The 24,696-nt window shown below is 64.3% G+C and carries 20 protein-coding genes, 1 tRNA gene and 2 pseudogenes; 12 read left to right on the top strand and 11 right to left on the bottom strand.

Annotated features, from left to right (window positions below; translation table 11 throughout):
• The first annotated feature begins 93 nt into the window (after positions 1-93).
• Positions 94-240: a hypothetical protein gene (locus tag EN862_RS36825; RefSeq protein ID WP_245519567.1), complete on the top strand. Its 147-nt coding sequence runs from the start codon at positions 94-96 to the stop codon at positions 238-240.
• A gap of 376 nt (positions 241-616) precedes the next feature.
• On the opposite strand, the gene greA is transcribed toward EN862_RS36825, so the two are convergent.
• Positions 617-1,099, bottom strand: coding sequence for a transcription elongation factor GreA (greA, locus tag EN862_RS13035; RefSeq protein WP_127867158.1), 483 nt, complete (start codon positions 1,097-1,099; stop codon positions 617-619).
• Between the two features lie 106 nt (positions 1,100-1,205).
• Between greA and EN862_RS13030 the strand changes: the two genes are divergently transcribed.
• Complete coding sequence (locus EN862_RS13030) at positions 1,206-2,582, top strand: TIGR03808 family TAT-translocated repetitive protein (RefSeq protein ID WP_127867157.1); 1,377 nt, start codon at positions 1,206-1,208, stop codon at positions 2,580-2,582.
• On the opposite strand, the gene EN862_RS13025 is transcribed toward EN862_RS13030, so the two are convergent.
• From EN862_RS13025 to EN862_RS13015, 3 genes are all read right to left on the bottom strand, one after another.
• The gene (locus EN862_RS13025; RefSeq protein ID WP_127867156.1) at positions 2,579-3,391 is read right to left on the bottom strand and encodes a methyltransferase domain-containing protein; all 813 of its coding nucleotides are present in this window, start codon (positions 3,389-3,391) and stop codon (positions 2,579-2,581) included. The two genes, EN862_RS13030 and EN862_RS13025, sit on opposite strands and share 4 nt — an antisense overlap.
• Before the next feature lie 95 nt (positions 3,392-3,486).
• A complete protein-coding gene (locus tag EN862_RS13020) occupies positions 3,487-4,488 on the bottom strand; it encodes an asparaginase (protein WP_127867155.1) in 1,002 nt (333 codons plus the stop codon).
• Positions 4,489-4,534: 46 nt separating this feature from the next.
• Positions 4,535-5,701 (bottom strand): acetyl-CoA acetyltransferase, encoded by a 1,167-nt coding sequence (locus EN862_RS13015; RefSeq protein WP_127867154.1) that lies wholly within the window; start codon positions 5,699-5,701, stop codon positions 4,535-4,537.
• A gap of 188 nt (positions 5,702-5,889) precedes the next feature.
• On the opposite strand from EN862_RS13015, the gene betI reads away from it, so the two are divergent.
• From betI to EN862_RS12985, 6 genes and pseudogenes are all read left to right on the top strand, one after another.
• Entirely contained in the window at positions 5,890-6,480 is a 591-nt protein-coding gene (gene betI / locus EN862_RS13010) for a transcriptional regulator BetI (RefSeq protein ID WP_127867153.1), read from the top strand.
• Entirely contained in the window at positions 6,477-8,006 is a 1,530-nt protein-coding gene (gene betC, locus EN862_RS13005) for a choline-sulfatase (RefSeq protein ID WP_127867152.1), read from the top strand. Before betI ends, betC begins: the two co-directional genes overlap by 4 nt.
• Complete coding sequence (locus EN862_RS13000; protein ID WP_189401767.1) at positions 8,003-9,007, top strand: threonine/serine dehydratase; 1,005 nt, start codon at positions 8,003-8,005, stop codon at positions 9,005-9,007. The genes betC and EN862_RS13000 overlap by 4 nt, the downstream gene beginning before the upstream one ends.
• On the top strand, positions 9,000-10,652 hold the full coding sequence (gene betA / locus EN862_RS12995; RefSeq protein WP_127867151.1) for a choline dehydrogenase: 1,653 nt from the start codon (positions 9,000-9,002) through the stop codon (positions 10,650-10,652). The genes EN862_RS13000 and betA overlap by 8 nt, the downstream gene beginning before the upstream one ends.
• Positions 10,653-10,701: 49 nt before the next feature.
• A complete protein-coding gene (gene betB, locus EN862_RS12990; RefSeq protein ID WP_127867150.1) occupies positions 10,702-12,165 on the top strand; it encodes a betaine-aldehyde dehydrogenase in 1,464 nt (487 codons plus the stop codon).
• A 93-nt stretch (positions 12,166-12,258) separates the two neighbouring features.
• A pseudogene (locus EN862_RS12985) lies at positions 12,259-12,953 on the top strand (YoaK family protein).
• A gap of 34 nt (positions 12,954-12,987) precedes the next feature.
• Here the strand turns inward: EN862_RS12985 and EN862_RS12980 are convergent.
• Entirely contained in the window at positions 12,988-15,225 is a 2,238-nt protein-coding gene (locus EN862_RS12980) for an AGE family epimerase/isomerase (RefSeq protein WP_127867149.1), read from the bottom strand.
• A 202-nt stretch (positions 15,226-15,427) separates the two neighbouring features.
• Between EN862_RS12980 and EN862_RS12975 the strand changes: the two genes are divergently transcribed.
• Positions 15,428-15,504, top strand: a tRNA-Pro gene (locus tag EN862_RS12975).
• A gap of 30 nt (positions 15,505-15,534) precedes the next feature.
• On the opposite strand, the gene EN862_RS12970 is transcribed toward EN862_RS12975, so the two are convergent.
• On the bottom strand, positions 15,535-15,900 hold the full coding sequence (locus tag EN862_RS12970; protein WP_127867148.1) for a type II toxin-antitoxin system RelE/ParE family toxin: 366 nt from the start codon (positions 15,898-15,900) through the stop codon (positions 15,535-15,537).
• A gap of 4 nt (positions 15,901-15,904) precedes the next feature.
• A pseudogene (locus EN862_RS12965) lies at positions 15,905-16,197 on the bottom strand (type II toxin-antitoxin system ParD family antitoxin).
• 198 nt (positions 16,198-16,395) lie between these two features.
• Here EN862_RS12965 and EN862_RS12960 point away from each other — a divergent pair.
• Entirely contained in the window at positions 16,396-16,731 is a 336-nt protein-coding gene (locus EN862_RS12960; RefSeq protein ID WP_127867147.1) for a hypothetical protein, read from the top strand.
• A 27-nt stretch (positions 16,732-16,758) separates the two neighbouring features.
• Here the strand turns inward: EN862_RS12960 and EN862_RS12955 are convergent, their stop codons facing one another.
• The 4 genes from EN862_RS12955 to EN862_RS12940 all read right to left on the bottom strand — a co-directional run bounded on the left by EN862_RS12955 (position 16,759) and on the right by EN862_RS12940 (position 22,188).
• The gene (locus EN862_RS12955; protein WP_127867146.1) at positions 16,759-18,375 is read right to left on the bottom strand and encodes an ABC transporter ATP-binding protein; all 1,617 of its coding nucleotides are present in this window, start codon (positions 18,373-18,375) and stop codon (positions 16,759-16,761) included.
• Between the two features lies 1 nt (position 18,376).
• Entirely contained in the window at positions 18,377-19,501 is a 1,125-nt protein-coding gene (locus EN862_RS12950) for an ABC transporter permease subunit (protein WP_127867145.1), read from the bottom strand.
• Positions 19,494-20,417, bottom strand: coding sequence for an ABC transporter permease subunit (locus tag EN862_RS12945; RefSeq protein ID WP_127867144.1), 924 nt, complete (start codon positions 20,415-20,417; stop codon positions 19,494-19,496). The genes EN862_RS12950 and EN862_RS12945 overlap by 8 nt, the downstream gene beginning before the upstream one ends.
• A 178-nt stretch (positions 20,418-20,595) precedes the next feature.
• Complete coding sequence (locus EN862_RS12940; RefSeq protein ID WP_127867143.1) at positions 20,596-22,188, bottom strand: peptide ABC transporter substrate-binding protein; 1,593 nt, start codon at positions 22,186-22,188, stop codon at positions 20,596-20,598.
• A 376-nt stretch (positions 22,189-22,564) separates the two neighbouring features.
• Between EN862_RS12940 and EN862_RS12935 the strand changes: the two genes are divergently transcribed.
• The gene (locus EN862_RS12935) at positions 22,565-22,930 is read left to right on the top strand and encodes a TadE/TadG family type IV pilus assembly protein (RefSeq protein ID WP_245519566.1); all 366 of its coding nucleotides are present in this window, start codon (positions 22,565-22,567) and stop codon (positions 22,928-22,930) included.
• A gap of 20 nt (positions 22,931-22,950) precedes the next feature.
• A complete protein-coding gene (locus tag EN862_RS12930; RefSeq protein WP_245519565.1) occupies positions 22,951-24,693 on the top strand; it encodes a pilus assembly protein TadG-related protein in 1,743 nt (580 codons plus the stop codon).
• Positions 24,694-24,696: the final 3 nt, after the last annotated feature.

Raw genomic sequence — 24,696 nt, 5'->3', positions numbered from 1 at the left:
CGATAATGTTCACGACAATCATCCACGGGCTCGAGGACGGATCGGGAGCCCTGCTGCTGCCACGCGAAATGCTTGACAGCCTGGACCTTCAGGTTGGCGATGATCATCGAAACCGACGATGGCCTCATTCTAAGGCCAATCCGCCACGACAGCCACGAACGGCAAATGAACACTGCTCGGGCTGTCATGGACAAATACGAAGATGCGCTGCGCAAGCTTTCAACGTTGGCTAACGGCTAGTTCGTCGACACAGTGATTTTGAAGATTGCAGGCTTCAAGGGCAAGGCTATCAACATCCGCTGGGTAGTCAGCGCAGACGTTGGCGATGAGCTGGAGGCTTCTGAACCTCGTCATTCTAGGGCGGAGCAAGGAGCGCAGCGACGCGCGCAGACCCTAGAATCCATTCCGTTACCTGGACCGAAGTGTGCAACGGTGCAGAATTTCTGGACCGCCGCGGCGCTTCCAAGTCACGGCATGGATCCTCGGGTCTGCGCGCGTCGCTTCGCTCCTTGCTCCGCCCGTGGATGACAACCGCGATAGGCGTCTCGGCCAATCGCCAAGGCAGAGGAGCTGCAACGCACACCAACCAACCGGTCAAAACTTCTGTGTTGAGGAACTAGTTCTCAGCCTTGTCCGAGAGCTTGACGATCTCCCATTCCTTGCCGTTCACGGCGGCCACATCGCCAACCTTCTTGCCGAACAGCGCCACGGCCATCGGCGAGACATGGGAAATGCTGCCCTTCGACGGATCGGCCTCGTCCTCGCCGACGATGCGCCAATGCACCTTCTTGCCGTCATCGCCTTCCAGCGTGACGCCCATGCCGAAGCGGACCACGTCGCTGCCCGGCTCCGGCACCGAAAGCTCGGCGCTCTCGCGCCGCGCGGTCCAGTAGCGCAAGTCGCGTGAAACAACCGCGAGGCGCTCGCGATCGCCCTTCCTTTCGGCCTTGGCCATTATGTCGCGCAGATCAGCGAGATTCTCCTCGATCATGGCGAGACCACGCTCGGTCACAAGATTGCGATGCGTGCTGACTGGACGTTCGCCGACGCCGGCAATGGCGTTTTCGCTGTCTTCTTCCCGGGTAAAAGCTCTGCTCATCCAATGAACTTAGGCTTGGCGAGGCGACTGCACAAGCGGCTTGCCGGTGAGTTCACCCTGGCACGATTCCTGCGATGGACGGGGCAAAACGCCAGGACCTGTGCCGATGTTGAACAGACGAACGTTGCTTGCCCAGGCCGCCGGCTTCGCCGTCGCCGGCGTCTGTGCCGGCAAGGCAGCGGCGAAATCGCTGCCCGGCATAGAGATGGCTGCGATGCGCGGCTCGATCGACGCCACCGAGATCGGCGTGCAGCCGGGCGCGGTCGACGACCAGAGCAAGGTTTTCGCCAAGATGCTGGCCGAGGCCAGCGACCGCGACCAGCCGGTGTTCCTGCCGCCCGGCACCTATCTCGTCTCCAACCTCAAGCTGCCTGCCCGAGTGCACCTGTCGGGCGTGCCGGGCGCGACGCGCATCGTCTATGGCGGCAACGGCCATCTGATGATGGCCGAGCAGGCCGAGCATATCGAGCTTACCGGCCTCGTCTTCGACGGCAGCAACCGCTGGCTGGCCGACTACACGCAAGGGCTGCTCGATCTGCGCCGCGTCGGCCATCTCATCATCGACAATTGCCAGGTGACCGGCAGCGGAAAGAATGGGCTGGCGCTGGAGCACGCCGTCGGCCGCATCGGCCGCTGCGACATTTCCGGCGCGGCGGACGCCGGCATCTATTCGGTCGAGGCCGGCGGGCTGGAGATTTCCGGCAACAGCGTTTCCGATTGCGCCAATGGCGGCATCCTGGTGCATCGCTGGCAGGCGGCGGAGGACGGCACCATCGTCAGCGGCAACCGCGTCCAGAGGATCGGCGCAAGAAGCGGCGGCACCGGCCAGAACGGCAACGGCATCAACGCCTTTCGCGCCGGCAACGTGATCATCTCGGGCAATGTCGTCTCCGACTGCGCCTTCACCGCGATCCGCGCCAACAGCGCGAGCAATTTGCAGATCACCGGCAACACCTGCTCGCGCTCGGGCGAGACCGGGATCTATTCGGAGTTCTCCTTCGAAGGCGCGATCCTCAGTAACAATCTGGTCGACGGCGCCGCCAACGGCATCTCGATCGTCAATTTCAACGAGGGCGGCCGCATGGCGGTCTGCTCGAACAACATCGTGCGCAATCTCACGACGGTTGGTCCCTACGCGGCCGACCCGCCCGGCTTCGGCGTAGGCATCAGCGCCGAGGCCGACACCACGGTTTCAGGCAATGTGGTCGAGAACGCGCCGCTTTACGGCATGCAACTCGGCTGGGGACCGTATCTGCGCAATGTCGTGGCGAGCGGAAACATCATCCGGCAGGCGGGCACCGGCATTGTCGTTTCGGTCGTCGAAGGCGCCGGCACCGCGGTCATCTCGGACAATGTCATCGACGGCGCGCGAAACGGCGCCATCATCGGTCAGCGCTGGGCCGATCCGGTGACCGGCGACCTCGCGAAGGCAAGCGACAGCGGCTATGCGCATCTGACCGTCGAGCGCAACAAGGTGAGCTAAGCAACGGCCACGATAATGTGCGCCTGGATCTTGGCGGCAACCGCGCCGCGGCCGTGCCTCTCGGCGATCGCGGCTTCCGCATAGTCGGTCGCGGATGCCAAGCTCCCGGCCCCCCTCGCCTCGATCTCGTTGCGAAGCAGCGTGCCCTGGCAATACGCAACGGCCGGAACGCGCGGCGAGGATGCGCAGCTCTGCTCGGCCCTGGTGTCGATGGCTACATTGGATAAGCCGGCGGCTGACAGATCGCTGCGGATCAGATCCTTGTCGTGATAGCCGTGCGGCGTGCGCGCCAGGAAACGCGGCGGATCGTGCGGAAAGATCCTGGCCAGGGCATTCGTCACGTCGTCCGCGAATATGTTCTCCTCGATGCGATCCCATACGCTGAACAGGAAGTGCCCGCCGGGCTTCAGGACGCGCTTTGCCTCGCGATAGGCGGCGACACGGTCGGGAAAGAACATCGCGCCGAACTGGCAGCAGACGAGGTCGAAAGACGCATCGTCGAAGGGCAGCTTCAGGGCGTCGGCCTGGAGCCAGGTGATGCGGCTGTCGAGCCTCTGGCGCGATGCCGCATAATCGAGCATCGGCTGGTTGAGGTCGGTCACGATGTAGCTGGCATCGGGAGAGAGTTTCGGCGCCAAAGCGCGGGTGACGGCCCCGGTGCCCGCGGCGGTCTCCAATAGGGCCAAGGGTGAGAAGGACGCCGCCCGCCGCGCGGTCTCTTCGGCAAAGGCCTCGAAAATCAGCGGCACCATATGGCGATCGTAATTTTCCGGGATCGACCCGGCAAACACCTTGTCCGCTTCCAGCATGGCCAAAACCCGACGCCCCGTTGATAGGGAGGAAGCTAGCACATAATTTTTGTCCCAGCTTACCCGCACGGCATATCGGTGCCGGTTAAACCTCGCTAGCTGAGCGCCGCCGTCGGCCGCAGCAGGCCGACCTTGGCGCCGATGCGGCTTTCGACCGGGGGACGCGCGAGTTGAGCGAGCTTTGCCGCGACCGCTTCATCGGCGCGCAGCAGCTTTGCCAGCAGCGCGGCGATCATCACCTCCGCCGCCCTGCCGGCGCCGTCGTCGCATTTCAAGGCGATGCCGAGGCCGAGTTCGGGCAATGCCGCGCAATAGACGCCTTCGGCGCCGGTCTTGACGAAGATGCGGCCGGGTGCTGCCTGCATCAGCGCGACATCGGCCTTGCCGGTGCCGGCGACAAGGAACGGCTCGGCCATGCAGGCCGATAGCAGCCGCTTTGCCGCCTTGGCGCGCTCGGGCGCAAAGCCCCTGCCCGTCGCCATGCGGGCAAAGCCCTGTGCAAAACTCTTCAACGGTACGGCGTAGGTCGGGATCGAACAGCCGTCGGTCGCGCTATTGTCGGCGTTGTGGGCGGCTCCGGTGACGGATTGCATGGCGTCACGCACCATTTCCTGCTGCGCATGTCCCTCCCTAACGTAGCCCCGATGGGGGATGCCCGCATGCACGCATGTGCAGAGGAAGCCGGCATGCTTGCCGGAACAGTTGTTGTGCAACGCGCTCGGCACAGCGCCGGCGCGGGCAAGCGCGATGGTGGCCTCATGGTTGGGCCAATGGGCGCCGCATTCCAGCGCCGTCTTGTCGAGTCCTGCCTTGGCGAGCATCGCCGAGGCCAGCTCGACATGGGCGGGCTCGCCCGAATGCGAGGCGCACGCCAGCGCCAGTTCGCGATTGCCGAAGCCGTAGGCATCGGCGGCGCCTGATTCGACCAGCGGCAGCGCCTGAATCGCCTTCACGGCCGAGCGCGGGAATACAGGGCGGTCCGTGTCACCGATCTCCCAGACGGCCTTGCCGTCGGCGTCGAAGACCGAAATCGCGCCGCGATGCCTGCTTTCGACCACCGCGCCGCGCGTGACTTCGATCAGAACCGGATTGGACATGCTGCCTCCCGCACGCGCCTTAGGGCGCTTTTAATGCGGGCCGCTTCTACCTGATGCGGTCGAGAATGGAAACGTAATTGGCGACGGCAGCACCGCCCATGTTGAAGATGCCGCCGAGCTTCGCGCCCGGCACCTGGATGCCGCCGGCCTCGCCGGTCAACTGCATGGCGGTCAGCACATGCATCGAGACCCCGGTGGCGCCAATCGGGTGGCCCTTGGCCTTCAAGCCGCCGGATGGATTGACCGGCAGGCGGCCGTCCTTGGCCGTCGTGCCGTCCAGCGCCAGCCTGGCGCCCTCGCCGGGCCTGGCCAGACCCATCGCCTCATATTCGATCAGTTCGGCGATTGTGAAGCAGTCATGCGTCTCGACGAACGAGAGGTCGTCGAGCGTCACGCCGGCCTTCTTCAGCGCCTGGTTCCAGGCGTGCTCGCAACCCTCGAAGGCGAGGATGTCGCGCTTCGACATCGGCAAGAAGTCCTGGACATGCTCGTTGGAGCGGAAGGTGACGGCACGGCGCATCCTCAGCGCCGTGGCGGTATCCGTGAGCACAAGAGCGGCCGCGCCGTCCGAGACCAGCGAGCAGTCGGTGCGCTTCAGCGGACCGGCGACGAAGGGGTTCTTCTCGCTTTCCTGGCGGCAGAACTCATAGCCGAAATCCTTGCGCATCTGCGCATAAGGGTTGTCGACACCGTTTTTGTGGTTCTTGGCGGCGATCATGGCGAGCGCATCCGACTGATCGCCATAGCGCTGGAAATAGGCCTGCGCGATCTTGCCGAAGACGCCGGCAAAGCCCGCCGGCGTTTCGCCGTCTTCCGGCAGGTAGGATGCCTTGAGCAGGTTCTTGCCGATCTCGGGACCCGGCGTGGTCGTCATCTGCTCGGCGCCGACCACCAGCACGATGCGGGCGGCGTTGGCGTCAATGGCGCGGATGCCTTGCCGGACGGCGGCCGAGCCGGTGGCGCAGGCATTCTCGACGCGCGTCGCCGGCTTGAAACGCAACCGGTCGTCGGCCTGCAGCACGAGGCTCGCTGTGAAATCCTGCGGCGAGAAGCCGGCGTTGAAATGGCCAAGCACGATCTCGTCGACATCGTCAGGGCCGATTCCGGCATGGTCGAGCGCCTCGACGGCAACCTTGGTGATCAGGCCCTCCAGCGTCTCGCCTTCGAGCTTGCCGAAGCGCGAATGCGCCCAGCCGACGATGCATGCGGTCATGGCAGCCTCCATTTGCGCCGCAGCCTAGCACGATCCTTGGCGGCACGTGATTCAATATTGTTCAACAGTGAACCGTTTTCCAGCCCATGCCATGGGCCAGAACGACACGATCGGTTGATCCCGGTGTCGATTTTTTATTGATTGATGCGTCAATAAAAAATAATCTCGACCCGAACCGGACCCCCAAAATGCCGAAAATCGGAATGGAACCCGTGCGCCGCAAGGCGCTGATCGACGCGACGATCTCCGCGATCGGCGAGCGCGGATCGCTGGACGTGACGATGTCGGAGATCGCCGGCCGGGCCGGCGTGTCGTCGGCGCTGGCGCATCACTATTTCGGCGCCAAGGACGAGCTGCTGTTCGCGACGATGCGGCACATCCTGACGGAGCTCAACATCGACACCAGGCGCGCGCTTCACACCGCCGGCACAGCGCGTGAGCGCGTCTCGTCCGTGGTCGCGGTCAGCTTCTCCGACGATCAGTTCCAGGCCGAGATCATCGCCGCATGGCTCGCCTTCTATGTCGAGGCGCAGAAATCGACCGAGCTGCGGCGGCTGCTGCGCATCTATGCGCGGCGGCTGCATTCGAACCTGATGAGCGGGTTGACCGGCATCCTGCCCCGCACAGAGGCCGACCGCGTGGCGGAAGCGACCGCGGCGCTGATCGACGGGCTCTACATCCGCCGCGCGCTGAAGGACGGCGTGCCGGACGCGCAGACTGCGATCGCGCTTGTGGAAGACTATCTCGAAACTAAGCTCAGTGGACGGAGCCTGCCTTGACCTCCCGGCGACCCAATTTCCTGATCGTCATGGTCGATCAGCTAAACGGCACGCTCTTTCCCGATGGACCGGCCGACTTCCTGCACGTGCCGCATCTGAAGGCGCTGGCCGCCCACTCGGCGCGCTTCGCCAACAACTATACCGCCTCGCCGCTCTGCGCGCCTGGCCGCGCCTCCTTCATGAGCGGGCAATTGCCGTCGCGAACAGGTGTCTACGACAACGCCGCCGAGTTCGTGTCCTCGATCCCGACTTTTGCTCATCACCTGCGGTCCGCCGGCTACTACACCTGTCTGTCGGGCAAGATGCATTTCGTCGGGCCGGACCAGCTGCACGGTTTCGAGGAGCGGCTGACCACCGATATCTATCCGGCCGATTTCGGCTGGACGCCGGACTACCGCAAGCCCGGCGAGCGCATCGACTGGTGGTACCACAATCTGGGTTCGGTGACCGGCGCCGGCGTCGCCGAGACCACCAACCAGATGGAATATGACGACGAGGTCACCTTCCTGGCCTCGCAAAAGCTCTACCAGCTCTCGCGGGAGCAGGACGATCCGGGCCGCCGGCCGTGGTGCCTGACCGTCTCGCTGTCGCACCCGCATGATCCCTATGTCGCGCGCAAGCAGTACTGGGATCTCTACGAGAACTGCCAGGCGCTCGATCCGGAAACACCGTTCATTGCGCATGACGAGCAGGACACGCATTCGCAGCGGCTCTATCGCGCCAGCGACTATCAATCCTTCGAGATCACGCCCGAGCAGGTGCGCCGTTCGCGGCGTGGCTATTTCGCCAACATTTCCTATGTCGACGACAAGCTCGGCGAGCTTCTGGACGTTCTCAAGCGCACCCGCATGCTCGACGGCACCATCATCCTGTTCTGCTCGGATCACGGCGACATGCTGGGCGAGCGTGGCCTGTGGTTCAAGATGAGCTTCTTCGAGGGTTCCGCGCGCGTGCCGCTGATGATCGCCGGCAAGGGCGTGCCGGCCGGGCTGATCAAGGCGCCGGTCTCTAACCTCGACGTCACGCCGACGCTCTGCGACCTCGCCGGCATCGACATCGCGGCAATTGCGCCGTGGACGGACGGCCAGTCGCTGCTGCCTCTGCTCGACGGCAAGGCGCGCACGGCGCCGGTGTTGATCGAGTATGCGGCGGAAGGCTCCTACGCGCCGCTGGTCGCCATCCGCGACGGCAAATACAAGTTCGTCCATTGCGAGTTGGATGCCCCGCAACTGTTCGATCTCGAAGCCGATCCGCTCGAGCGCGACAACCTCGCAGACGATCCGGCGAACGCCGATCTGGTCTCGGCCTTCATGGACAAGGTCCGCGCCCGCTGGGACATGGCCAGCTTCGACGCCGCCGTGCGCGAAAGCCAGGCGCGCCGCTGGGTCGTCTACCCGGCGCTGCGCAACGGCGCCTACTACCCGTGGGATTTCCAGCCGCTGCAGAAGGCGTCGGAGCGCTACATGCGCAATCACATGAACCTCGACAATCTCGAAGAGAGCAAACGGTATCCGAGAGGCGAATGATGGCAGACATTCTCGTCCCTACCCTTGATCATCTGAAGCACGCCTATGCCGTCACCTCGACGGCGACGCAGGTGACGCCGCTCTTGGAGTCGGCGGCCTTAGCCAGGGAAACCGGCGCCGCGCGCGTCTTCGTCAAGCCGGAGTCGCTGCAATGGGCCGGCTCCTTCAAGGTGCGCGGCGCCTATTGGCGGCTGAAGCGGCTCTCGCCCGACGAGGCAAAGCAAGGCGTCGTCGCCTATTCCTCCGGCAATTTCGCGCAGGGGCTGGCGGCCGCCGGCCAGGCGCTGGGTATTCCGGTCACCATCGTCATGCCGATCGACGCGCCCGCCGCCAAGCGCGACGCGACGGCCGGTTATGGCGCGCGCGTGGTGCTGACCGACCATGGCGACCGAGCGCGTGAGGAGGTCGCCGCCGCCAAGGCGCGCGAGATCGCCGAGACCGAGCACCTCACCTTGCTGCATCCCTTCGACGATCCCGAGATCGTCGCCGGCCAGGCCGGCGCCGGGCTGGAGGCGCTCGACCAGTTGGCGGCGAAGAAGGCGCATGCCGACCTGGTGTTCTGTTCAGTCGGCGGCGGCGGGCTGATCGGCGGCGTGTCGCTCGCCTTCCACTATGTGTCGCCGAAGACCGAAATCATCGCCGTCGAGCCGGAGGGTTTCAACGGCATGGGTTCATCGCTGGCGCATGGTGCGATCGAGACGATGCCGATCGGGCCGAAATCGATCTGCGACGGGCTGATGGCCCGCAAGCCCGGCGACGCGCCCTTCGCGGCGGTGAGCGCCGCCGGCGTGCGCGGCGTCACCGTCGACGATGCCGCGGTGCGGCGGGCGATGAAGATCGCCTTCGAGCGGATGAAGCTGGTGCTTGAGCCTTCTGGCGCGGCGTCGCTCGCCGCCCTTCTCGGCGGCAAGGTGGATGTGAAGGGCAAGACTGTCCTTGTGGTTGCAACCGGCGGCAATGTCTCGCTCGCCGATTTCATGGCGCATATGAACAATGCTTGAAGCGGATTTCGTCATCATCGGCTCCGGCTCCGCCGGCTCGGCCATGGCCTATCGCCTGTCGGAAGACGGCAAGCACTCGGTGATCGTCATCGAGTTCGGCGGCACCGATATGGGGCCGCTGATCCAGATGCCGTCGGCGCTGTCGATCCCGCTCAATATGAGCCTTTACGACTGGGGGTTCGCCAGCGAGCCGGAGCCGCATCTCGGCGGTCGCGTGCTGGCGACGCCGCGCGGCAAAGTGATCGGCGGCTCGTCCTCGATCAACGGCATGGTCTATGTGCGGGGACATGCGCATGACTTCGACCATTGGGCGGAACAGGGCGCGACCGGCTGGGGCTTTGCCGACGTGCTTCCCTACTTCAAGCGCATGGAGGATTCCGACGGCGGCGAGGATGGCTGGCGGGGCCACGGCGGACCATTGCATGTGCAGCGCGGCACACGGAAGAATCCGCTCTACGGCGCCTTCGTCGAGGCGGGCCGCCAAGCCGGATTCGAACTCACCGACGACTATAACGGCTCCAAGCAGGAGGGCTTCGGGCCGATGGAGCAGACCATTCTTGGCGGTCGCCGCTGGTCGGCGGCGAACGCCTATCTGAAGCCGGCTCTGAAACGCAAGAATGTGAGTCTGGTCAAAGGCTTCGCCCGGCGCGTGGTGATCGAGAATCAACGCGCGGTCGGCGTCGAGATCGAAGCTAACAAAAAGATTCAGGTCGTTAAGGCGCGGCGTGAAGTGATCGTCGCGGCATCGTCGATCAACTCGCCGAAGATCCTGATGTTATCCGGCATCGGCCCAGGCGCGCATCTGCAGGAGAACGGCATAAAGGTGATCGCTGACCGGCCGGGCGTCGGCGCCAATCTGCAGGACCATCTGGAGCTCTATATCCAACAGGAATCGACCAGGCCGATCACGCTGAACTCGGTGCTCAATCCTTTCTCCAAGGCATTGATCGGCGCCCAGTGGCTGTTCTTCAAGACCGGGCTGGGCGCCACCAACCACTTCGAGGCGGCCGCCTTCGTGCGTTCGCAGGCCGGCGTCGACTACCCCGATATCCAATATCACTTCATCCCCGCGGCGGTGCGCTATGACGGCAAGGCGGCGGCGAAGGCGCACGGCTTCCAGGCGCATGTCGGGCCGATGCGCTCGAAGTCGCGCGGCTCCGTGACGCTGCGCTCGCCCGACGCCCGCGCCAAGCCGGTGATCCGCTTCAACTACATGTCGCATCCGGACGACTGGAGCGAGTTCCGCCACTGCATCCGGCTGACGCGCGAGATTTTCGGGCAGAGGGCTTTCGACGGCTTTCGCGGCAAGGAGATTTCGCCGGGCTCTCATGTGCAGACCGACGACGAGCTCGACGCCTTCATCCGAGACCATGCCGAGAGCGCCTACCATCCCTGCGGCACCTGCCGGATGGGACGCGCCGACGATTTAACCGCCGTTGTCGATCCCGAATGCCGGGTGATCGGCGTCGAAGGACTGCGCGTCGCCGACTCCTCGATCTTTCCGCGTGTGACCAACGGCAACCTCAACGCGCCGTCGATCATGACCGGCGAAAAAGCGTCCGACCATATCCTCGGCCGCACGCCGCTGGCGCCATCCAACCAGGAACCCTGGATCAATCCGCGCTGGCAGGTGGCGGACCGATAGGGCATTGTCGGGCTGACCGCCCTCCCGGCGAACAGACTTGGAGAAAGCCATGCGCGCCCAGCCGACCGCATCGCACTATGTCAACGGTCGCTATATCGAGGATGTGGGCGGCACGCCGCTGCCGGTGATCTATCCGGCAACCGGCGAGACCATCGCCACCCTGCATTCGGCGACGCCGAACGTGCTGGAGCTGGCGATCGAGGCGGCCCGCTCCGCGCAGCCGGCATGGGCGCGGCTGAAGCCTGTCGAGCGCGGCCGCATCCTGCGCCGCGCCGCCGACATTTTGCGCGCGCGCAATGCCGACCTCGCCCGCATCGAAACGCTGGACACTGGCAAGGCGATCCAGGAGACGCTGGTGGCGGACGCGCCGTCGGCCGCGGATTGCCTCGAATATTTCGCCGGAGCGGTCGCCGCCTTCAACGGCGAGATGATCGATCTCGGCGGACCTTTCGCCTACACGCGCCGCGAGCCGCTCGGCGTCTGCGTCGGCATCGGCGCCTGGAACTATCCGATCCAGATCGCCGGCTGGAAATCGGCGCCGGCTTTGGCCATGGGCAACGCCATGGTGTTCAAGCCGTCTGAGAACACGCCGCTGTCGGCGCTGGCGCTGGCCGAGATCTACTCGGAAGCCGGACTGCCGGACGGGTTGTTCAATGTTGTGCAGGGCTATGGCGATGTCGGCGCCGGCCTCGTCGGCCATGATGTGGTGGCAAAGGTTTCGGTGACCGGCTCGGTGCCGACCGGCCGAAAGGTGCTGTCGCTTGCCGGCTCCAAGATGAAGCACGCGACCATGGAGCTCGGCGGCAAGTCGCCGCTGATCGTCTTCGACGACGCCGATCTCGAAAACGCCATCGGCGGCGCCATGCTCGGCAATTTTTACTCCAGCGGCCAGATCTGCTCCAACGGCACGCGCGTCTTCGTGCAGAAAGGCCTGCACGACCGCTTCGTCGAGCGGCTGGTCGAGCGCACCAAGACGATCCGCATCGGCGATCCGCTCGATCCGGAAACGCAGATGGGGCCGCTGGTCAACAGGCTGCAGCAGGAGAAGGTCGTCTCGTACATCGAAGCCGGCAAGCAGGAAGGCGCGAGCCTCGCCTGCGGCGGCAATGTACCGTCGCTGCGGGGCTTCGAGGGCGGTTTCTTCATCGAGCCGACCGTGTTCACCGGCGTCACCGATACGATGCGCATCGCGCGCGAAGAGATCTTCGGACCGGTGATGAGCGTCTTGAAGTTCGACAGCGAGGACGAGGTGATCGAGCGCGCCAACGACACCGAATTCGGGCTGGCGGCCGGCGTGTTCACCCGCGATCTGCCGCGCGCGCATCGGGTGATCGCCGAGCTGCAGGCCGGCACCTGCTGGATCAACGCCTACAACCTCACGCCTGTGGAAATGCCCTTCGGCGGCGTCAAGCAATCCGGCATCGGGCGCGAGAATTCGCTGGCCGCGCTGGCGCATTATTCGCAGCTCAAGGCGGTTTATGTCGAGACGGGTGACGTGGCGGCGCCTTATTGATGTCGCGATTCGCTCCGGCAGATCATCGCGTTGTTCTCCTTGCCCTGGTTTGCCATAAGCTTGCCGGCGGCGCCGAAGGCAAAGGAAGCCAAGATGGCTGGTGAAGCCAAGGACAAGCGACCAGTCGTCTTGCCGCTGCTGCTCGGCTTCAACGGCGGCTATGTCGACACGATGGGTTTCCTGGCGCTGCAGGGGCTGTTTACCGCGCATGTCACCGGCAACTTCGTGACGCTCGGCGCCTCCCTGGCGCTCGGCACGTCGGGCGCCCTGGCGAAACTGCTTGCGCTGCCGGTCTTTTGCGCAGTTGTCATCCTCAGCCGGCTGTTGTCGAACGCGCTGAGACACCGGGAGGCGCCGGTATTTCGTTACCTGCTGTCGATCAAGCTCGTATTATTGATCGCGGCCGCCGTTTTGGCGGTCCGGCTCGGGCCTTTCCCGGATGGCGACCATTGGGCCGCCATCGTGACGGGAATGATATTGGTTTCGGCCATGGCGGTGCAGAACGCCGCTCACCGCGTCTATCTCCCCAGCCTGCCGCCGTCGACGTTGATGACGGGCACCACGACCCAGATCATGCTGGATCTGGCCGACCTGGTCTACGGCTCGTCCGCCGAAGCCGCCGCCGCGTCACGGGCGCGCCTCGCGCGGATGTCGGGCGTGGTGCCGTCTTCGCTCTCGGATGCGGAACGGCCGCGGCTCTCCATGTGCAGATCGGTGTCTGGTCATTCGCGGCGCCGCCGGTCGTCGCGATGCTGTCGCTGATCGTCCGCGGGACCGCGACGCCGTGACGACGATGCTTGGTCAGGCCGGGCCGGAAACGGCTCACCCCTTCTGCGCCGTCCCGTCCAGATACTGCGTCAGCGCATAGACCAGATGGTAGAAGATGCTGGCCGGCACCTCGGTCGCCAGTGAGCGGCCGCGCTCGTCGATGCGATCGATCCAGAGGCCGAGCGGCGCCGGATCGATGTGCCAGCGGAACAGGCGACCGACGCGCGCCTCGATCTCGGGCTTGAGGTCCGGCCCGCCCGACCCGTCCAGCGCGATCGCCGCCTTGATCGCCTCGGCCTGCGGCCAGCCGCGCGAGACCGTATCCAGCGGCAGCCCCTGGCGCGAGACCGCGCCATAGGCAAGGCCGGTGGAGCGGTTAAGGCCATTGGCAATGGCCGAGGCATAAAGCTTGCGGGCGAAAGCGGTGAGTTCGCTCTGGCCGCTGCGGGCGGCGAAATCGACCAGCAAGGAGGCCCATTCGAAATGATGGCCAGGCTCGGTCCAGCTCCCCTTCTCGCCCGCTACCGGCTTCCAGCCCTTGTCGAAATACTCGCCGATCGTCCAGCTTTCGGCATCGAAGAAATGACTGCGGAAGAGGTCGATGATGCGCGCGGCGCGGCGCAGATAAGCGCGCTCGCCCGTCGCCTTGTGCCAAGCGAGGAAGGCCTCGAGCAGGTGCATATGCGGGTTGGAGCGCCGCTCTTCCGCCCCGTCGGAGGTTTCCAGAAAGCCGGTCATGCGGGCATCTTCCAGATGCGCGTCGAGGAAGGCAAACGTCTCCTCGCCGAGCCGCAACGCGTCGGGATGGCCCGAAATGTGGGCGTGCGCCAGCGCCAGAAGTACGCAGGAATGATCGTACGCATCCTCGACAGGATCGGCGACCGAGCCATCGATGTTGAGCGTGCGGACCCAGCCGCCGCGCTTCGTTCGGCCCTGCCCGGCCATGAAGTCGATGCCGTGGGCGATCAGCCTGTCCGCCGGACCGTCCCAGCCACGCTCCTTGGCCACCGCGAAGGCGTAGACCTGGCGCGCCTGCGTGCGCATTCGCTTGGGTTTCATCAACGGCGCGGCGTCAAAGCCGAGCGCTTCGTGGAAGCCGCCATGGCGCTCATCGACGCCGACCGTCGACCACAGCGGCAGTGTCTCCTCGAACAGCCAGTGGCGCACGCGCCGCCGCCAGGCGCCGCTCTCGATGACGCGATCATGCGCCGGCGTGAATCTCGTCTCCAGCCGGCCGGATTTCTCCAGTTGCTCGACGATCTTCTTGACGTGCTGGCTATGGCTGACCGGCGCGACGAAGGTGGCGTCGGCCGTCGAAACGATAGCGACATCCTTCATGCCGATCGCCGACAGCAGGCGTCCATCGCCGCGGATATAGGAGTTTTCGCAATCGATGGCGACGACATCGCCGAGGATGACGTTGCCGTCCTTGTCGGACGGGCCGACATCGAGCAGCGACTGCCAGGAACCGAGGTCGTTCCAGCGGAAGCCGGCCGGCACCATGGCGATGTCCCTAGCGCGCTCCATGATGGCATAGTCGATCGAGGTCGACGGAATGGCCGAGTAGAGCTCCAGCGGCATGTAAAGGCCCGAAAGATCGCTGGTTGCCGCGTTGTAGGCGGCCTCAGTCGCCTGCCAGATCCCTGGCTCGAAAGCGGCGAAGGCATCGCGCATGGCCTGGGCGCGGAACAGGAAGATGCCGGTGTTCCAGTAGAAATTGCCGGCACCGAGATATGTCTGGGCCGTGGCGAGATCCGGCTTCTCGACGAAGCGCGAGACGTCGAACACGCCGGCCCTGTCCGCCCCGACCTCGATATAGCCGTAGCCGGTCTCGGGCTGAGTCGGCTTGAGGCCGAACACAACGAGCCGGCCGGCATTTGCCGCGGCCGCGCCAGCCTCTATGCTTTGCCAGAACTGGCGAGGCGTGGATATCTCATGATCCGACGGCACCACCAGCACGAGCTCGTCGCCATATTCGGAGAGTGTGCGCAGGCTGGCCAGCGCGACGGCTGCTGCCGTGTTGCGGCCCGTCGGCTCGAACAGCGGCCCGCCGCCCTTGAGATCGATGCCGGCAAGGTCGGCATGGACGCGCTCGGCGTGGCGCTCCGCGGCGATCAGGAAGATCGGTGTCTCGCCGTCCGGCCGCGCCGCCAGCCGACGCAGCGTCCTGGCCAGCATCGAGCCATCGCCGGAAAAATCGTGGAACTGCTTGGGGTTGTCCTCGCGCGACAGCGGCCACAGCCGCGACCCTACGCCGCCACTCATGACGAAACTGACGATGCGCTGAGGCAAGATTCGGAACTCCAGGCGGCCGCGGGACCCGTTTTAGCGGGGTCATGGTCGGTCGCACAAGGCTGGAACTCGCCTCTCACGAACTGCCTCGATCCGCTGCCGGCCCAACCGGCGCGACGAAAGCCGACGAAATGCGACAGAAGTGCTGCCATTGCCGCTTGCAGTATCGAAAAGCGGCGGCTATAAGCCCGCCGTCTGGTCACGGAGTGTAGCGCAGTCTGGTAGCGCACCTCGTTCGGGACGAGGGGGTCGCAGGTTCAAATCCTGCCACTCCGACCAGAAAAAACAAGCACTTGGCTTTTCCCGAAATCAATCGTCACCGTAACTCTCCGGCAGATGGTGCCGTAGTTCCATCGCGTCGTGAAGAACGCGGCCAATTCCGATGACCTGAAGTGTCGTCCGGTAGAGCAAGAAACGGCGCGGTCGTAGCACGATGCCATGTTCGGTCCGCGCGCGATCCCGACTGTAGCGCAGGTGACAGCTGCGGATATTGTTTCCCAACTCCGCACGGACGGTGCTGCCCACCCGCTCTGGATCGGCGGCTATGTCGCGCAGAGCCACGATCAACAGCCGTTCGTACCGGACACGCGCGACGTCACCGAAATTGACTTCCGTGTAGGCGAGTATCTGAACGATGTCTTCCTTCGCGGCCCCGGAAAGCCGGTATGGGGCCATGGTCTTACAGGCCGGCTTTTTTCGCGCGTGCGCTTGCCTGTTGCCCCAGGCCGCTTATGAATTCTTCGAGGTCGTCTTCGGCAATGTCCTCGAAGCGACCTTGTTCGATGTCGTGGAAGCCGATATTGGCAGCCTCCCTGAGTGCCGCGAGCTTCGCCGTCTCCCTCGCCTCGCGCTGCTCGACCAGCCGCAAGCCGTCACGCAACACCTCGCTTGCGTTCTGATAACGCCCGGTTTTCACCAGCCGATCGATCACTTCTCGAGGTGTTCCGTCAGCACAACATTGCGTGTCGGCATCGCGATATCAGCTCCAATTCAACAGGCATGATACAGGCATATAGCATATTATGCCAACAGCAGGGTGAGCACGACGGGCTGATCTTCGGAAACAGAATCGTGCGACAATGCTCGACAATGGTCTCTCACTTTGGCCTAATGGCAACCGCTTTGCTCGGGATGCGTGGGACTACAGGACGGCGAACCAGGGTCGAGAGTATGAAATTCACGCCGACGGGCATTCTACCCATACTCGTATTCCTCCTGTCCACGGCAGGCTGCTCGTCGACCACCGCTTCGATCAGTCCGGCGAAATACGACAAGATGAACTGCGCCGAGCTCAACAATGCGGTGGGCGACACCGCCACGGATATTTCGCGCACCGCAATCGCCCGCGGCAAGGTCGCCAGCACCAGCGTGCCGAACTGGCTGCTCGGCGGCGAACGTGTGAAGACGGTGGTTGCCAATCGCGAAAGCGCTCGGATCGAACGGCTGCAGCAACAGCAGCAGGCGATCGTCACAGCCAGAAAGCAACGGTGCCCCTCCGCGCAGTGAGCCGGCGCCCTGTCGGGCTCGCCGGCCTCAAGCGCTGACGCGGAATCGTGTCGAGTCGATCGCCGCGTTCATCAGCGTCTGCGTGTAGGCCTCGCGCGGATTGTCGAAGATCTCCTGCGTCGGGCCTTCCTCGACGATCTTTCCCTGCTTCATGACGATGATGTAATCGGCCATGGCGCGCACCACCGCGAGGTCGTGGCTGATGAACAGGTAGGACAGCTCGTGGTCGGCCTGCAGCTTACGCAGCAGTTCCACGATCTGCTTCTGCACCGAGCGGTCGAGCGCCGAGGTCGGCTCGTCCAGCACCACCACCTTTGGCTTCAGGATCATGGCGCGGGCAATGGCGATGCGCTGGCGCTGGCCGCCGGAGAATTCGTGCGGGTAGCGATTGCGGGCGTTGGGATCGAGGCCAACCTCGCGCAGCGCCTCGACAGCGCGCTGGTCGCGCTGCTTGCCGGTTAGCGCGGGCTCATGCACCAAGAGGCCTTCGGTGATCACCTGGCCGACCGTCATGCGCGGCGACAGCGAACCGAACGGATCCTGGAAGACGAGCTGCAATTCGCGCCTGAGCGGCCGCATCGCCTGGCGGTCGGCCTCTGAGATGTCGCGGTCGCCGAAGCGGATGACGCCGTCGCTGGGCAAGAGCCTGAGCAGCGCGCGGCCAAGCGTGGACTTGCCTGAACCGGACTCGCCGACGATGCCGATGGTCTGGTTGCGCTTCAGCCGGACCGAGATCTTGTCCACCGCGCGCAGCATCAGCGGCTCGCCGCCAAGGAAGCCGCCGCCGATCTTGAAGACGACCTCGACATTGCGGCCCTCGAGCAATACCGGCGAATTGGCCGGCGGCGCTGCCTTGCTGCCGGTCGGCTCGGCTGCGAGCAGCATTTTGGTGTAGGGGTGCTGCGGATTGGCAAAGAGCGCTTCCGCTGCGCCCTCCTCCACCACCTCGCCCTGGCGCATGACATAGACCCGGTCGGCGAAACGGCGCACGATGCCGAGGTCGTGGGTGATGAAGACGATCGCCATGCCGAGCTTGCGCTGCAGTTCGGCAAGCAGCATCAGGATCTGCGCCTGGATGGTGACGTCGAGCGCCGTGGTCGGCTCGTCGGCGATCAGGATGTCGGGATCGTTGGCCAAAGCCATGGCGATCATGACGCGCTGCCGCTGGCCGCCCGACATTTCGTGCGGGTAGGATTTCATGCGCCGCTCGGGATCGGGAATGTGCACCAGCCGCAAAAGCTTCAGCGCTTCGTCGCGCGCCGCCGCCCCGGAAAGCCCGCGGTGGCGGCGGATCGGCTCCATCAACTGGTTGCCGATGGTGTAGAGCGGGTCGAGCGAGGTCATCGGCTCCTGGAAGATCATGCTGATCTTGCGGCCGCGCACCTTGTTGAGCTCGCTCTTCGACATGGCCAGAAGGTTCTGGCCGCGATAGTCGACCTGGCCGCTCGCCTCACCGTTGGAGGACAAGAGGTTCATCGCCGCCATCATCGTCTGGCTCTTGCCGGAGCCGGACTCGCCGACGACGGCGACCGTCTCGCCGGCATTGACCTGGATGCTGATGCCTTTGACGGCCTCTACGGTGCCGTCGAGGGTCTGGAAGCGGACGCGCAGGTCCTTGACGCTGAGGATCGTTTCGGTTGGCATGTCAGCGGTCCTTCGGGTCAAGCGCGTCGCGCAGTCCGTCGCCGACGAAATTGAGGGCAAACAGCGTCGAGACAAGGAAGAAGGCCGGGAACAGGAGCAGCCAGTTGGCGTAGCCGATGTTCTTGGCGCCGACCGAGATCAGCACGCCCCAGCTGGTCATCGGCTCCTGCACGCCGAGGCCGAGGAAGGAGAGGAAGCTCTCCAGGATGATGACCTGCGGCACCAAGAGCGTCATGTAGATGACGACCGGGCCAAGCAGATTGGGGATCACATGGCGCAGCAGAATGCCGCGCTGGCCGACGCCCATCGCTTCCGCCGCCTGGACATATTCCTGCCTGCGGATCGACAGCGCCTGCCCGCGCACGATGCGTGCCATGTCGAGCCACAGCACGGCGCCGACCGCTAAAAACATCAGCACGAAGTTGCGGCCGAAGAACACGACCAGCATGATGACGAAGAAGATGAAGGGCAGCGAATAGAGCACGTCGACGATGCGCATCATCACCTCGTCGACCCTGCCGCCGGCAAAGCCGGCCGTCGCGCCGTAGATGACGCCGATGACGCCGGCGACGACGCCGGCAAGCAGGCCGATGGCGAGCGAAATGCGGCCGGCCATCAGCGTGCGCGAGAGCAGGTCGCGGCCGGTGTTGTCGGTGCCGAAGAAGAAATATTGCTGCTTCACGGCCGAGCTCATCGTCACTTCGCGGCCGTCGGGCGACTTGTTTTCGATCCTGGTGTCGTCAAAGGCGTCGGAACGGTCGAGATAGCGGATGTTGCGGTCGTCGATCGGCTTGGTCGAGGTGACGGTGACGATGACGCGATTGCCGTCCTGGTGCCATTCCTTGATGTCGGCGCGCATGCGCTTGATGGCATCGGTGAGCGCGCCCTGGATCATGTCGGGCTTCGGATAGGCCGACAGGCTCGGCGGCATGCGCACATAGTCGCCGTAGATGGTGGTGTATTCATGCGGCACGACCATTGGGCCGAACACGCTGATGACGGAGATGAAGGCCAGATAGTAGAGGCTGAACATGGCGGCGCGGTTGCGCTTCAGTCGCGCCCAGGCGTTGCCCCAGAGCGAGCGGCCGGCGATAGGCTCGGGCACGGCGACGGCGAGATCAGTCATAGCGCACCCTCGGATCAACGACCGCATAGAGAAGATCGACGATCAGGTTGAAGACGATGGTGAAGAGCGCGATCACCACCACGGTTCCCATGACCAGCGTGTAGTCGCGGTTGAGCGCTGCGTCGACGAAGTAGCGGCCGACCCCAGGGATCGAGAAGATGGTCTCGACAATGATCGAGCCGGTGAGCAGGGCTGCGGCTGCGGGACCGGTGAAGGAGACGATCGGCAGCACGGCGCCGCGCAGCGCGTGCTTGACCACCACCGACCAGTCGGAGAGGCCGAGCGCGCGAGCAGTGCGGATATGGTGCGAGCGCAGGCTCTCGATCATCGAGCCGCGCATCAGGCGCGCGACAATGGCGATCTGCGGCAAGGCCAGCGTCAGCACCGGGCCGACCTTGTTGATCAAGGCGCCGTCACCCCAGCCGCCGATCGGCAACAGCTTCCAGGACAGCCCGAAGACGAGCTGGATCACCGGCGCGATGACGAAGGTGGGGATGGTGCTGCCGGCGGTGGCCAGGGCGATCACCGAATAGTCGGCAAGCTTGTTCTGGTTGAGCGCCGCGATGGTGCCCAGGATGGAACCGAGAAGCAGCGCCAGCACCAATGCCGACGTGCCGAGCTGAACGGAGATCGGCAGGCCCTTGGCGAAAAGTTCGGTGACGGTGAAATCCGGCAGGTTGTAGCTCGGGCCGAAACTGCCGCGCAAAAGATTGCCGAGATAGTGGACATATTGCAGCCAGAGCGGATCGTTGAGGCCGAACTGGGCTTCAAGATTGGCCCTGATCTCGGGGCTCAGCCCCCGCTCCTGGTTGAACGGGCCGCCAGGCGCGACGCGGATCAGGAAGAACGCCACCGTCACGATGACGAACAGCGTCGGGATGGCGGTCAACAGCCGCCGGAAGACATAACGCAGCATCGGCGCCCCGCTTCAGCCAGGGCGACGGCTCTCCAGACGAGATCGTGGCGCGCTGGCATCTCTGATCTTCGCACCGGGGCACTCGAAAATCCAACCCGACTTTCGGCCCGGCACGACGACAGACCGTGACCGCCGCTCCCCAAAAAAGGGGGAGCGGCGGCACGGCCAAGGTTGCTTGTCAGTCCTTGGAGATGAAGCGGGACGGATGAATGTCCATCACATTGTCGTCGAAGCCATGCACCTTCGAAGACACGATGTCGTGGTAGCTGTAGTAGAGCAGCGGGATCGCGCCAACGTCGTCGATGAGGATGCGCTCGGCCTCGGCGAGGTCCTTCATGCGCTCTTCCGGCTTGCCGCCGGCGGCGGCGGCCTTGTCCATCGCGGCTTCATAGGCCGGGCTGTTGTAGTTCGAGTAGTTGTTGCCGCTCGCCTTGCGCGAGATGCCGAGGAAGGTCTCCGGATCCTTGTAGTCGGCGATCCAGGCGGCGCGGGCCACGTCGTAGTTGCCCTTCTGCTCGAGGAAGGCATAGTGGGTCTTGGTGTCGGTGTTGAGCAGCGTCACCTCGACGCCGAGCGGCTTCAGCTGTTCCTGGATGGCGACCGCCGTATTCTTATGGTTCTCCGAGGTGTTGTAGCGGATCTCCATCTTCAGCGGATGCTCGGGCGTATAGCCGAGCTTCTCCAGGATCTTCTTGGCCTCGTCCTCGCGGTCGATCTGCGGCGTGTCGGCGTATTTGGCCAGTGCCGGCGTGTAGCCTTCGATGCCCGGAGGCACCATCGAATAGCCGGGCAGCATGGAGTTCTGCCAGACCTTCTCGGCGAGGAAGTCGCGATCGATCGCCATCGAGATGGCGTTGCGCAGCTCGACATTGTCCCAAGGCGCCTTGTCGGTCTTGATCGCAAAATAATAGGTGCCGAGATATGGCCCGACACGGACCTGATCACCGAATTTGGTCTTGAGATCGGCGAGCTGTTCGGTCGGCAGGTCACCATAGCTGTCGAGCTCGCCGGCCTCGAAGCGCTTCATCGCCGACGAGCGATCCTCGGTCGGGATGTAGTTGACCACGTCCAGCTTGACGCTCGCGGCGTCCCAGAACTTCGGGTTCTTGACCAGTTTCATATGGTCGTTGGGAACCCACTCAGCCAGCGTGTAGGCGCCGTTCGAAACCAGCTTGCCCGGCTTGATCCAGTCGGCGCCGAGCTTGTCCATGGAAGCCTTGTTGACCGGGTAGGTCGCCTGGTGGGTCAGCATCTCCAGGAAGTAGGGCGTCGGAGCCTTCAGCGTGACTTCGAGCGTGTTGGCGTCGATCGCCTTCACGCCCATGTCCTCGGCCTTGCCTTTCTTGGTGTTGAAGTCCTCGGCGCCCTTCACCGGATAGAGCATCGAGGCGTATTCCGCAGCGGTGGCCGGATCTTCGAGCCGGTGGAACGAATAGACGAAGTCGTCCGCCGTCACCGGGCTGCCATCCGACCAGAGGCCGTCCTTGCGCAGCTTGAAGGTGTAGACAGTGCCGTCGTCGGACACCGTCCAGCTTTCGGCGGCGCCCGGAATGAGGTTCGTCTTCTGGTCATGCATGACGAGACCCTGGAACAGGTCGCGTATGATGTCGGCCTCGTAGGTCGTCGACGTCTTGTGCGGATCGACCGTCTCCGCCTCCGCGGCGGCGCCGCGGTTGTAGACGGTTTCGGCGAAAGCATGGGTGTAGAAGGAGCCCGTGGCCAGAGCCAAGGTGGTGGCGAACGCCGTCGCCTTCAGCATGTTTTTCAGCATGAAGTCTCTCCCGGTCGGCGCAGCCCCTCAGCCGTGCCTTCTTAGGTGTTGACGCCCTGGAACCGTTGAAACAGCCCCGTTTCAGGCGTGCCGCCGGTTCCTTCCGGCGGCTGGTGGCAGGACACTAGACAGAGCGAAATCTTATTTCAACCATTTGCCCGCTTGACGCTAAGTGAGCGTCGCCTCGCTAAAACAGCGAAAACTAATACTTAGCGCTTGCTTTCAACTTGGCACACCTGCCGGTTGTTCGACGTGTTCTCTGTTTTTGCAGGCAGGGTTTGGCATTCTCCGCAACATGCTGAAAAACCGAAAATTCCTTGTCTCTTGGTCTTGTTTCCGCACAGACGCCACGGGCACGTCGGCGGTCGAATTCGCCATGCTTGCGCCGATCTTCATCCTGCTTCTGCTCGGCATGGTTGCATACGGAATCTATTTCGGCGCCAGCCACTCAGTGCAGCAGATCGCCGCCGATGCGGCGCGGACGGCGATCGCCGGCCTCAACCAGACCGAACGGCAGGCACTGGTCACCGATTTCATTGCCCACGACGTCTCGGGCTATCCGTTCGTCGATCCCAACAAGCTGACCGTCAACGCACAGGACAGTGTCGTTGATGGCAGCCAGTTCGTCGTCTCCGTCACCTATGATGCGCGTAACCTGCCGATCTGGAACCTGTTCAAGACGCTGCCCCTGCCGGGCACGACGATAAAGCGCCAGTCGACGATCCGTGTCGGAGGCATATGATGCCCGCCAAGGGGGGATTGATGTCGGCGACGCGGAGGCTGCTCGCCGACCGCAGGGCGAATTTCGCCGTCATGACGGCGCTGTGCACGCCGGTGGCGCTGGCGCTGACCGCCTTCGCGATCGACGAGGGCTCACTTTACAATGAACGCCGCGCCGCGCAGTCGATCGTCGACCTCGCGGCCATCACCGCGGCCTCGAACATCACCAATGCCCAGCAGGCGGTGCTGACGACGCTCGCCGACAACGGCATCACCTCGGTCGCGGTGCAGCAACAAGGCGCCAACGTGGCGCCAACCGCCACCAAGGCGGTCGTCCAGATCGTGCCGGGGCGCTACACAGGCGTCAGCACCATTGCCGCCGGCAGCCGATTCGAGGCGGGGAAGCTGCCCTATAATGCCGTGCAGGTGTCGCTGAAGAAGCAAGGCACGCTCTATTTCGCCGGCTCGATCATGGCGCCGCCCACGCTCGGCACGACGGCAATCGCCAGCGCGCAGCCGCAAGCGGCTTTCTCGGTCGGTTCGCGACTCGCCAGCCTCAATGGCGGCATTCTCAACGCGCTTCTTGGCGGCCTTCTCGGCGGCAACATCTCGCTCAGCGTGATGGATTACAATTCACTGGTGTCGGCTGATGTCGACGTTCTTTCGTTCAGCGATGCGCTGGCGACGCAATTGCACCTGACCGGCGTGAGCTATTCCGACGTGCTCGCCTCCAAGGCAACGATCGGCCAGATCGCCACCGCCATGGCCAATGTGCCCGGGCTCGACCACACGGCCAAGATCGCCCTGCAGACCATGGCTTCCAGCGCCACCAGCACGGTCAAGATTCCGCTCAGCACCCTGATCGACCTCGGCTCGGTCGGCGATCTCGGCATCGGGCAAAAGCCGGCTGGGCTTAACGTGACGGCCAGCGCGCTCAGCATGGTCACCGCGGCGGCCGCTCTGGCCAATGGCACCAATCAGGTTGCGGTCAATCTCGGCGCCACCATACCCGGGCTGACATCGACGACGCTTTCGATAGCCATCGGCGAGCCGATGCAGAACTCGGCCTGGCTGGCGGTGGGAGAAGCCGGCACCGTGGTGCGCACGGCGCAGACGCGCATCAAGCTCAACGCCAGCGTCACGCTTGGCAATTCCAATCTCGGCGGCGGCATCAATCTGCTTGCCGTCAACCTGCCGCTCAACATCGAGGTCGCCTATGCCGAGGCCAAGCTGACCGATATCACCTGTCCGACCGATCCCTCCAGCATCAAGGTTTCGATCGCCGCGCAGCCGGGTGTCGTCGAGGCTCATCTTGCCAAGAGCAGCGCCAGCGGTTTCGCCGACTTCACCAAACCGCAATCCTTCTCGGACGCCGAGATCGCGGATGTCAGCCTCAAATTGCTCCTGATCAACCTCAACCTGCTGCAGATCAATGGACAGTCGGCCTTCTCGGTCACCAACATGACGCCGACCAACCTGACCTTCAACGCCACCGACATCGCCAACAAGGCGATCAAGACGGTGTCGACGAAGAACCTGACGCAGTCGCTGACGACATCGCTGATCAACAACCTGTCGCTGTCGGTCAACGCGCTGGGGCTCGGCATCGACGTGACCGCCCTGCTCGGCGCAGTCAAGCCGGCGGTGACGACCCTGCTCAACGGCGTGACCGCGCCGGTCGACGACCTGGTCTACAATGTGCTTGGAGCACTTGGCGTCCATGTAGGCGAGGCCGATGTGCGCGTGACCGGCGCGACATGCGGGCGTTCGGTGCTCGTCCAGTAGGCC

Origin of the sequence: Mesorhizobium sp. M2E.F.Ca.ET.219.01.1.1 (assembly GCF_004016445.2) — a bacterium.
Classification (GTDB): Bacteria; Pseudomonadota; Alphaproteobacteria; order Rhizobiales; family Rhizobiaceae; genus Mesorhizobium.
Note: the sequence above shows the minus strand (reverse complement) of the source record. Positions and strands in the feature narration are given on the sequence as shown.

What these genes read in the sequence shown, in the direction of transcription:
- EN862_RS13025 (WP_127867156.1), bottom strand. Translation starts at nt 3,391, where the DNA reads ATGCTGGAAGCGGACAAGGTGTTTGCCGGGTCGATCCCGGAAAATTAC.
- EN862_RS12930 (WP_245519565.1), top strand. Translation starts at nt 22,951, where the DNA reads ATGTCGGCGACGCGGAGGCTGCTCGCCGACCGCAGGGCGAATTTCGCC.
- betA (WP_127867151.1), top strand. Translation starts at nt 9,000, where the DNA reads ATGCTTGAAGCGGATTTCGTCATCATCGGCTCCGGCTCCGCCGGCTCG.
- EN862_RS12955 (WP_127867146.1), bottom strand. Translation starts at nt 18,375, where the DNA reads ATGCCAACCGAAACGATCCTCAGCGTCAAGGACCTGCGCGTCCGCTTC.
- EN862_RS12970 (WP_127867148.1), bottom strand. Translation starts at nt 15,900, where the DNA reads ATGGCCCCATACCGGCTTTCCGGGGCCGCGAAGGAAGACATCGTTCAG.
- greA (WP_127867158.1), bottom strand. Translation starts at nt 1,099, where the DNA reads ATGAGCAGAGCTTTTACCCGGGAAGAAGACAGCGAAAACGCCATTGCC.
- EN862_RS12945 (WP_127867144.1), bottom strand. Translation starts at nt 20,417, where the DNA reads ATGCTGCGTTATGTCTTCCGGCGGCTGTTGACCGCCATCCCGACGCTG.
- EN862_RS13020 (WP_127867155.1), bottom strand. Translation starts at nt 4,488, where the DNA reads ATGTCCAATCCGGTTCTGATCGAAGTCACGCGCGGCGCGGTGGTCGAA.
- EN862_RS13030 (WP_127867157.1), top strand. Translation starts at nt 1,206, where the DNA reads ATGTTGAACAGACGAACGTTGCTTGCCCAGGCCGCCGGCTTCGCCGTC.
- EN862_RS13015 (WP_127867154.1), bottom strand. Translation starts at nt 5,701, where the DNA reads ATGACCGCATGCATCGTCGGCTGGGCGCATTCGCGCTTCGGCAAGCTC.
- EN862_RS12950 (WP_127867145.1), bottom strand. Translation starts at nt 19,501, where the DNA reads ATGACTGATCTCGCCGTCGCCGTGCCCGAGCCTATCGCCGGCCGCTCG.
- EN862_RS13000 (WP_189401767.1), top strand. Translation starts at nt 8,003, where the DNA reads ATGATGGCAGACATTCTCGTCCCTACCCTTGATCATCTGAAGCACGCC.
- betB (WP_127867150.1), top strand. Translation starts at nt 10,702, where the DNA reads ATGCGCGCCCAGCCGACCGCATCGCACTATGTCAACGGTCGCTATATC.
- EN862_RS12960 (WP_127867147.1), top strand. Translation starts at nt 16,396, where the DNA reads ATGAAATTCACGCCGACGGGCATTCTACCCATACTCGTATTCCTCCTG.
- EN862_RS12935 (WP_245519566.1), top strand. Translation starts at nt 22,565, where the DNA reads ATGCTTGCGCCGATCTTCATCCTGCTTCTGCTCGGCATGGTTGCATAC.
- betI (WP_127867153.1), top strand. Translation starts at nt 5,890, where the DNA reads ATGCCGAAAATCGGAATGGAACCCGTGCGCCGCAAGGCGCTGATCGAC.
- EN862_RS12940 (WP_127867143.1), bottom strand. Translation starts at nt 22,188, where the DNA reads ATGCTGAAAAACATGCTGAAGGCGACGGCGTTCGCCACCACCTTGGCT.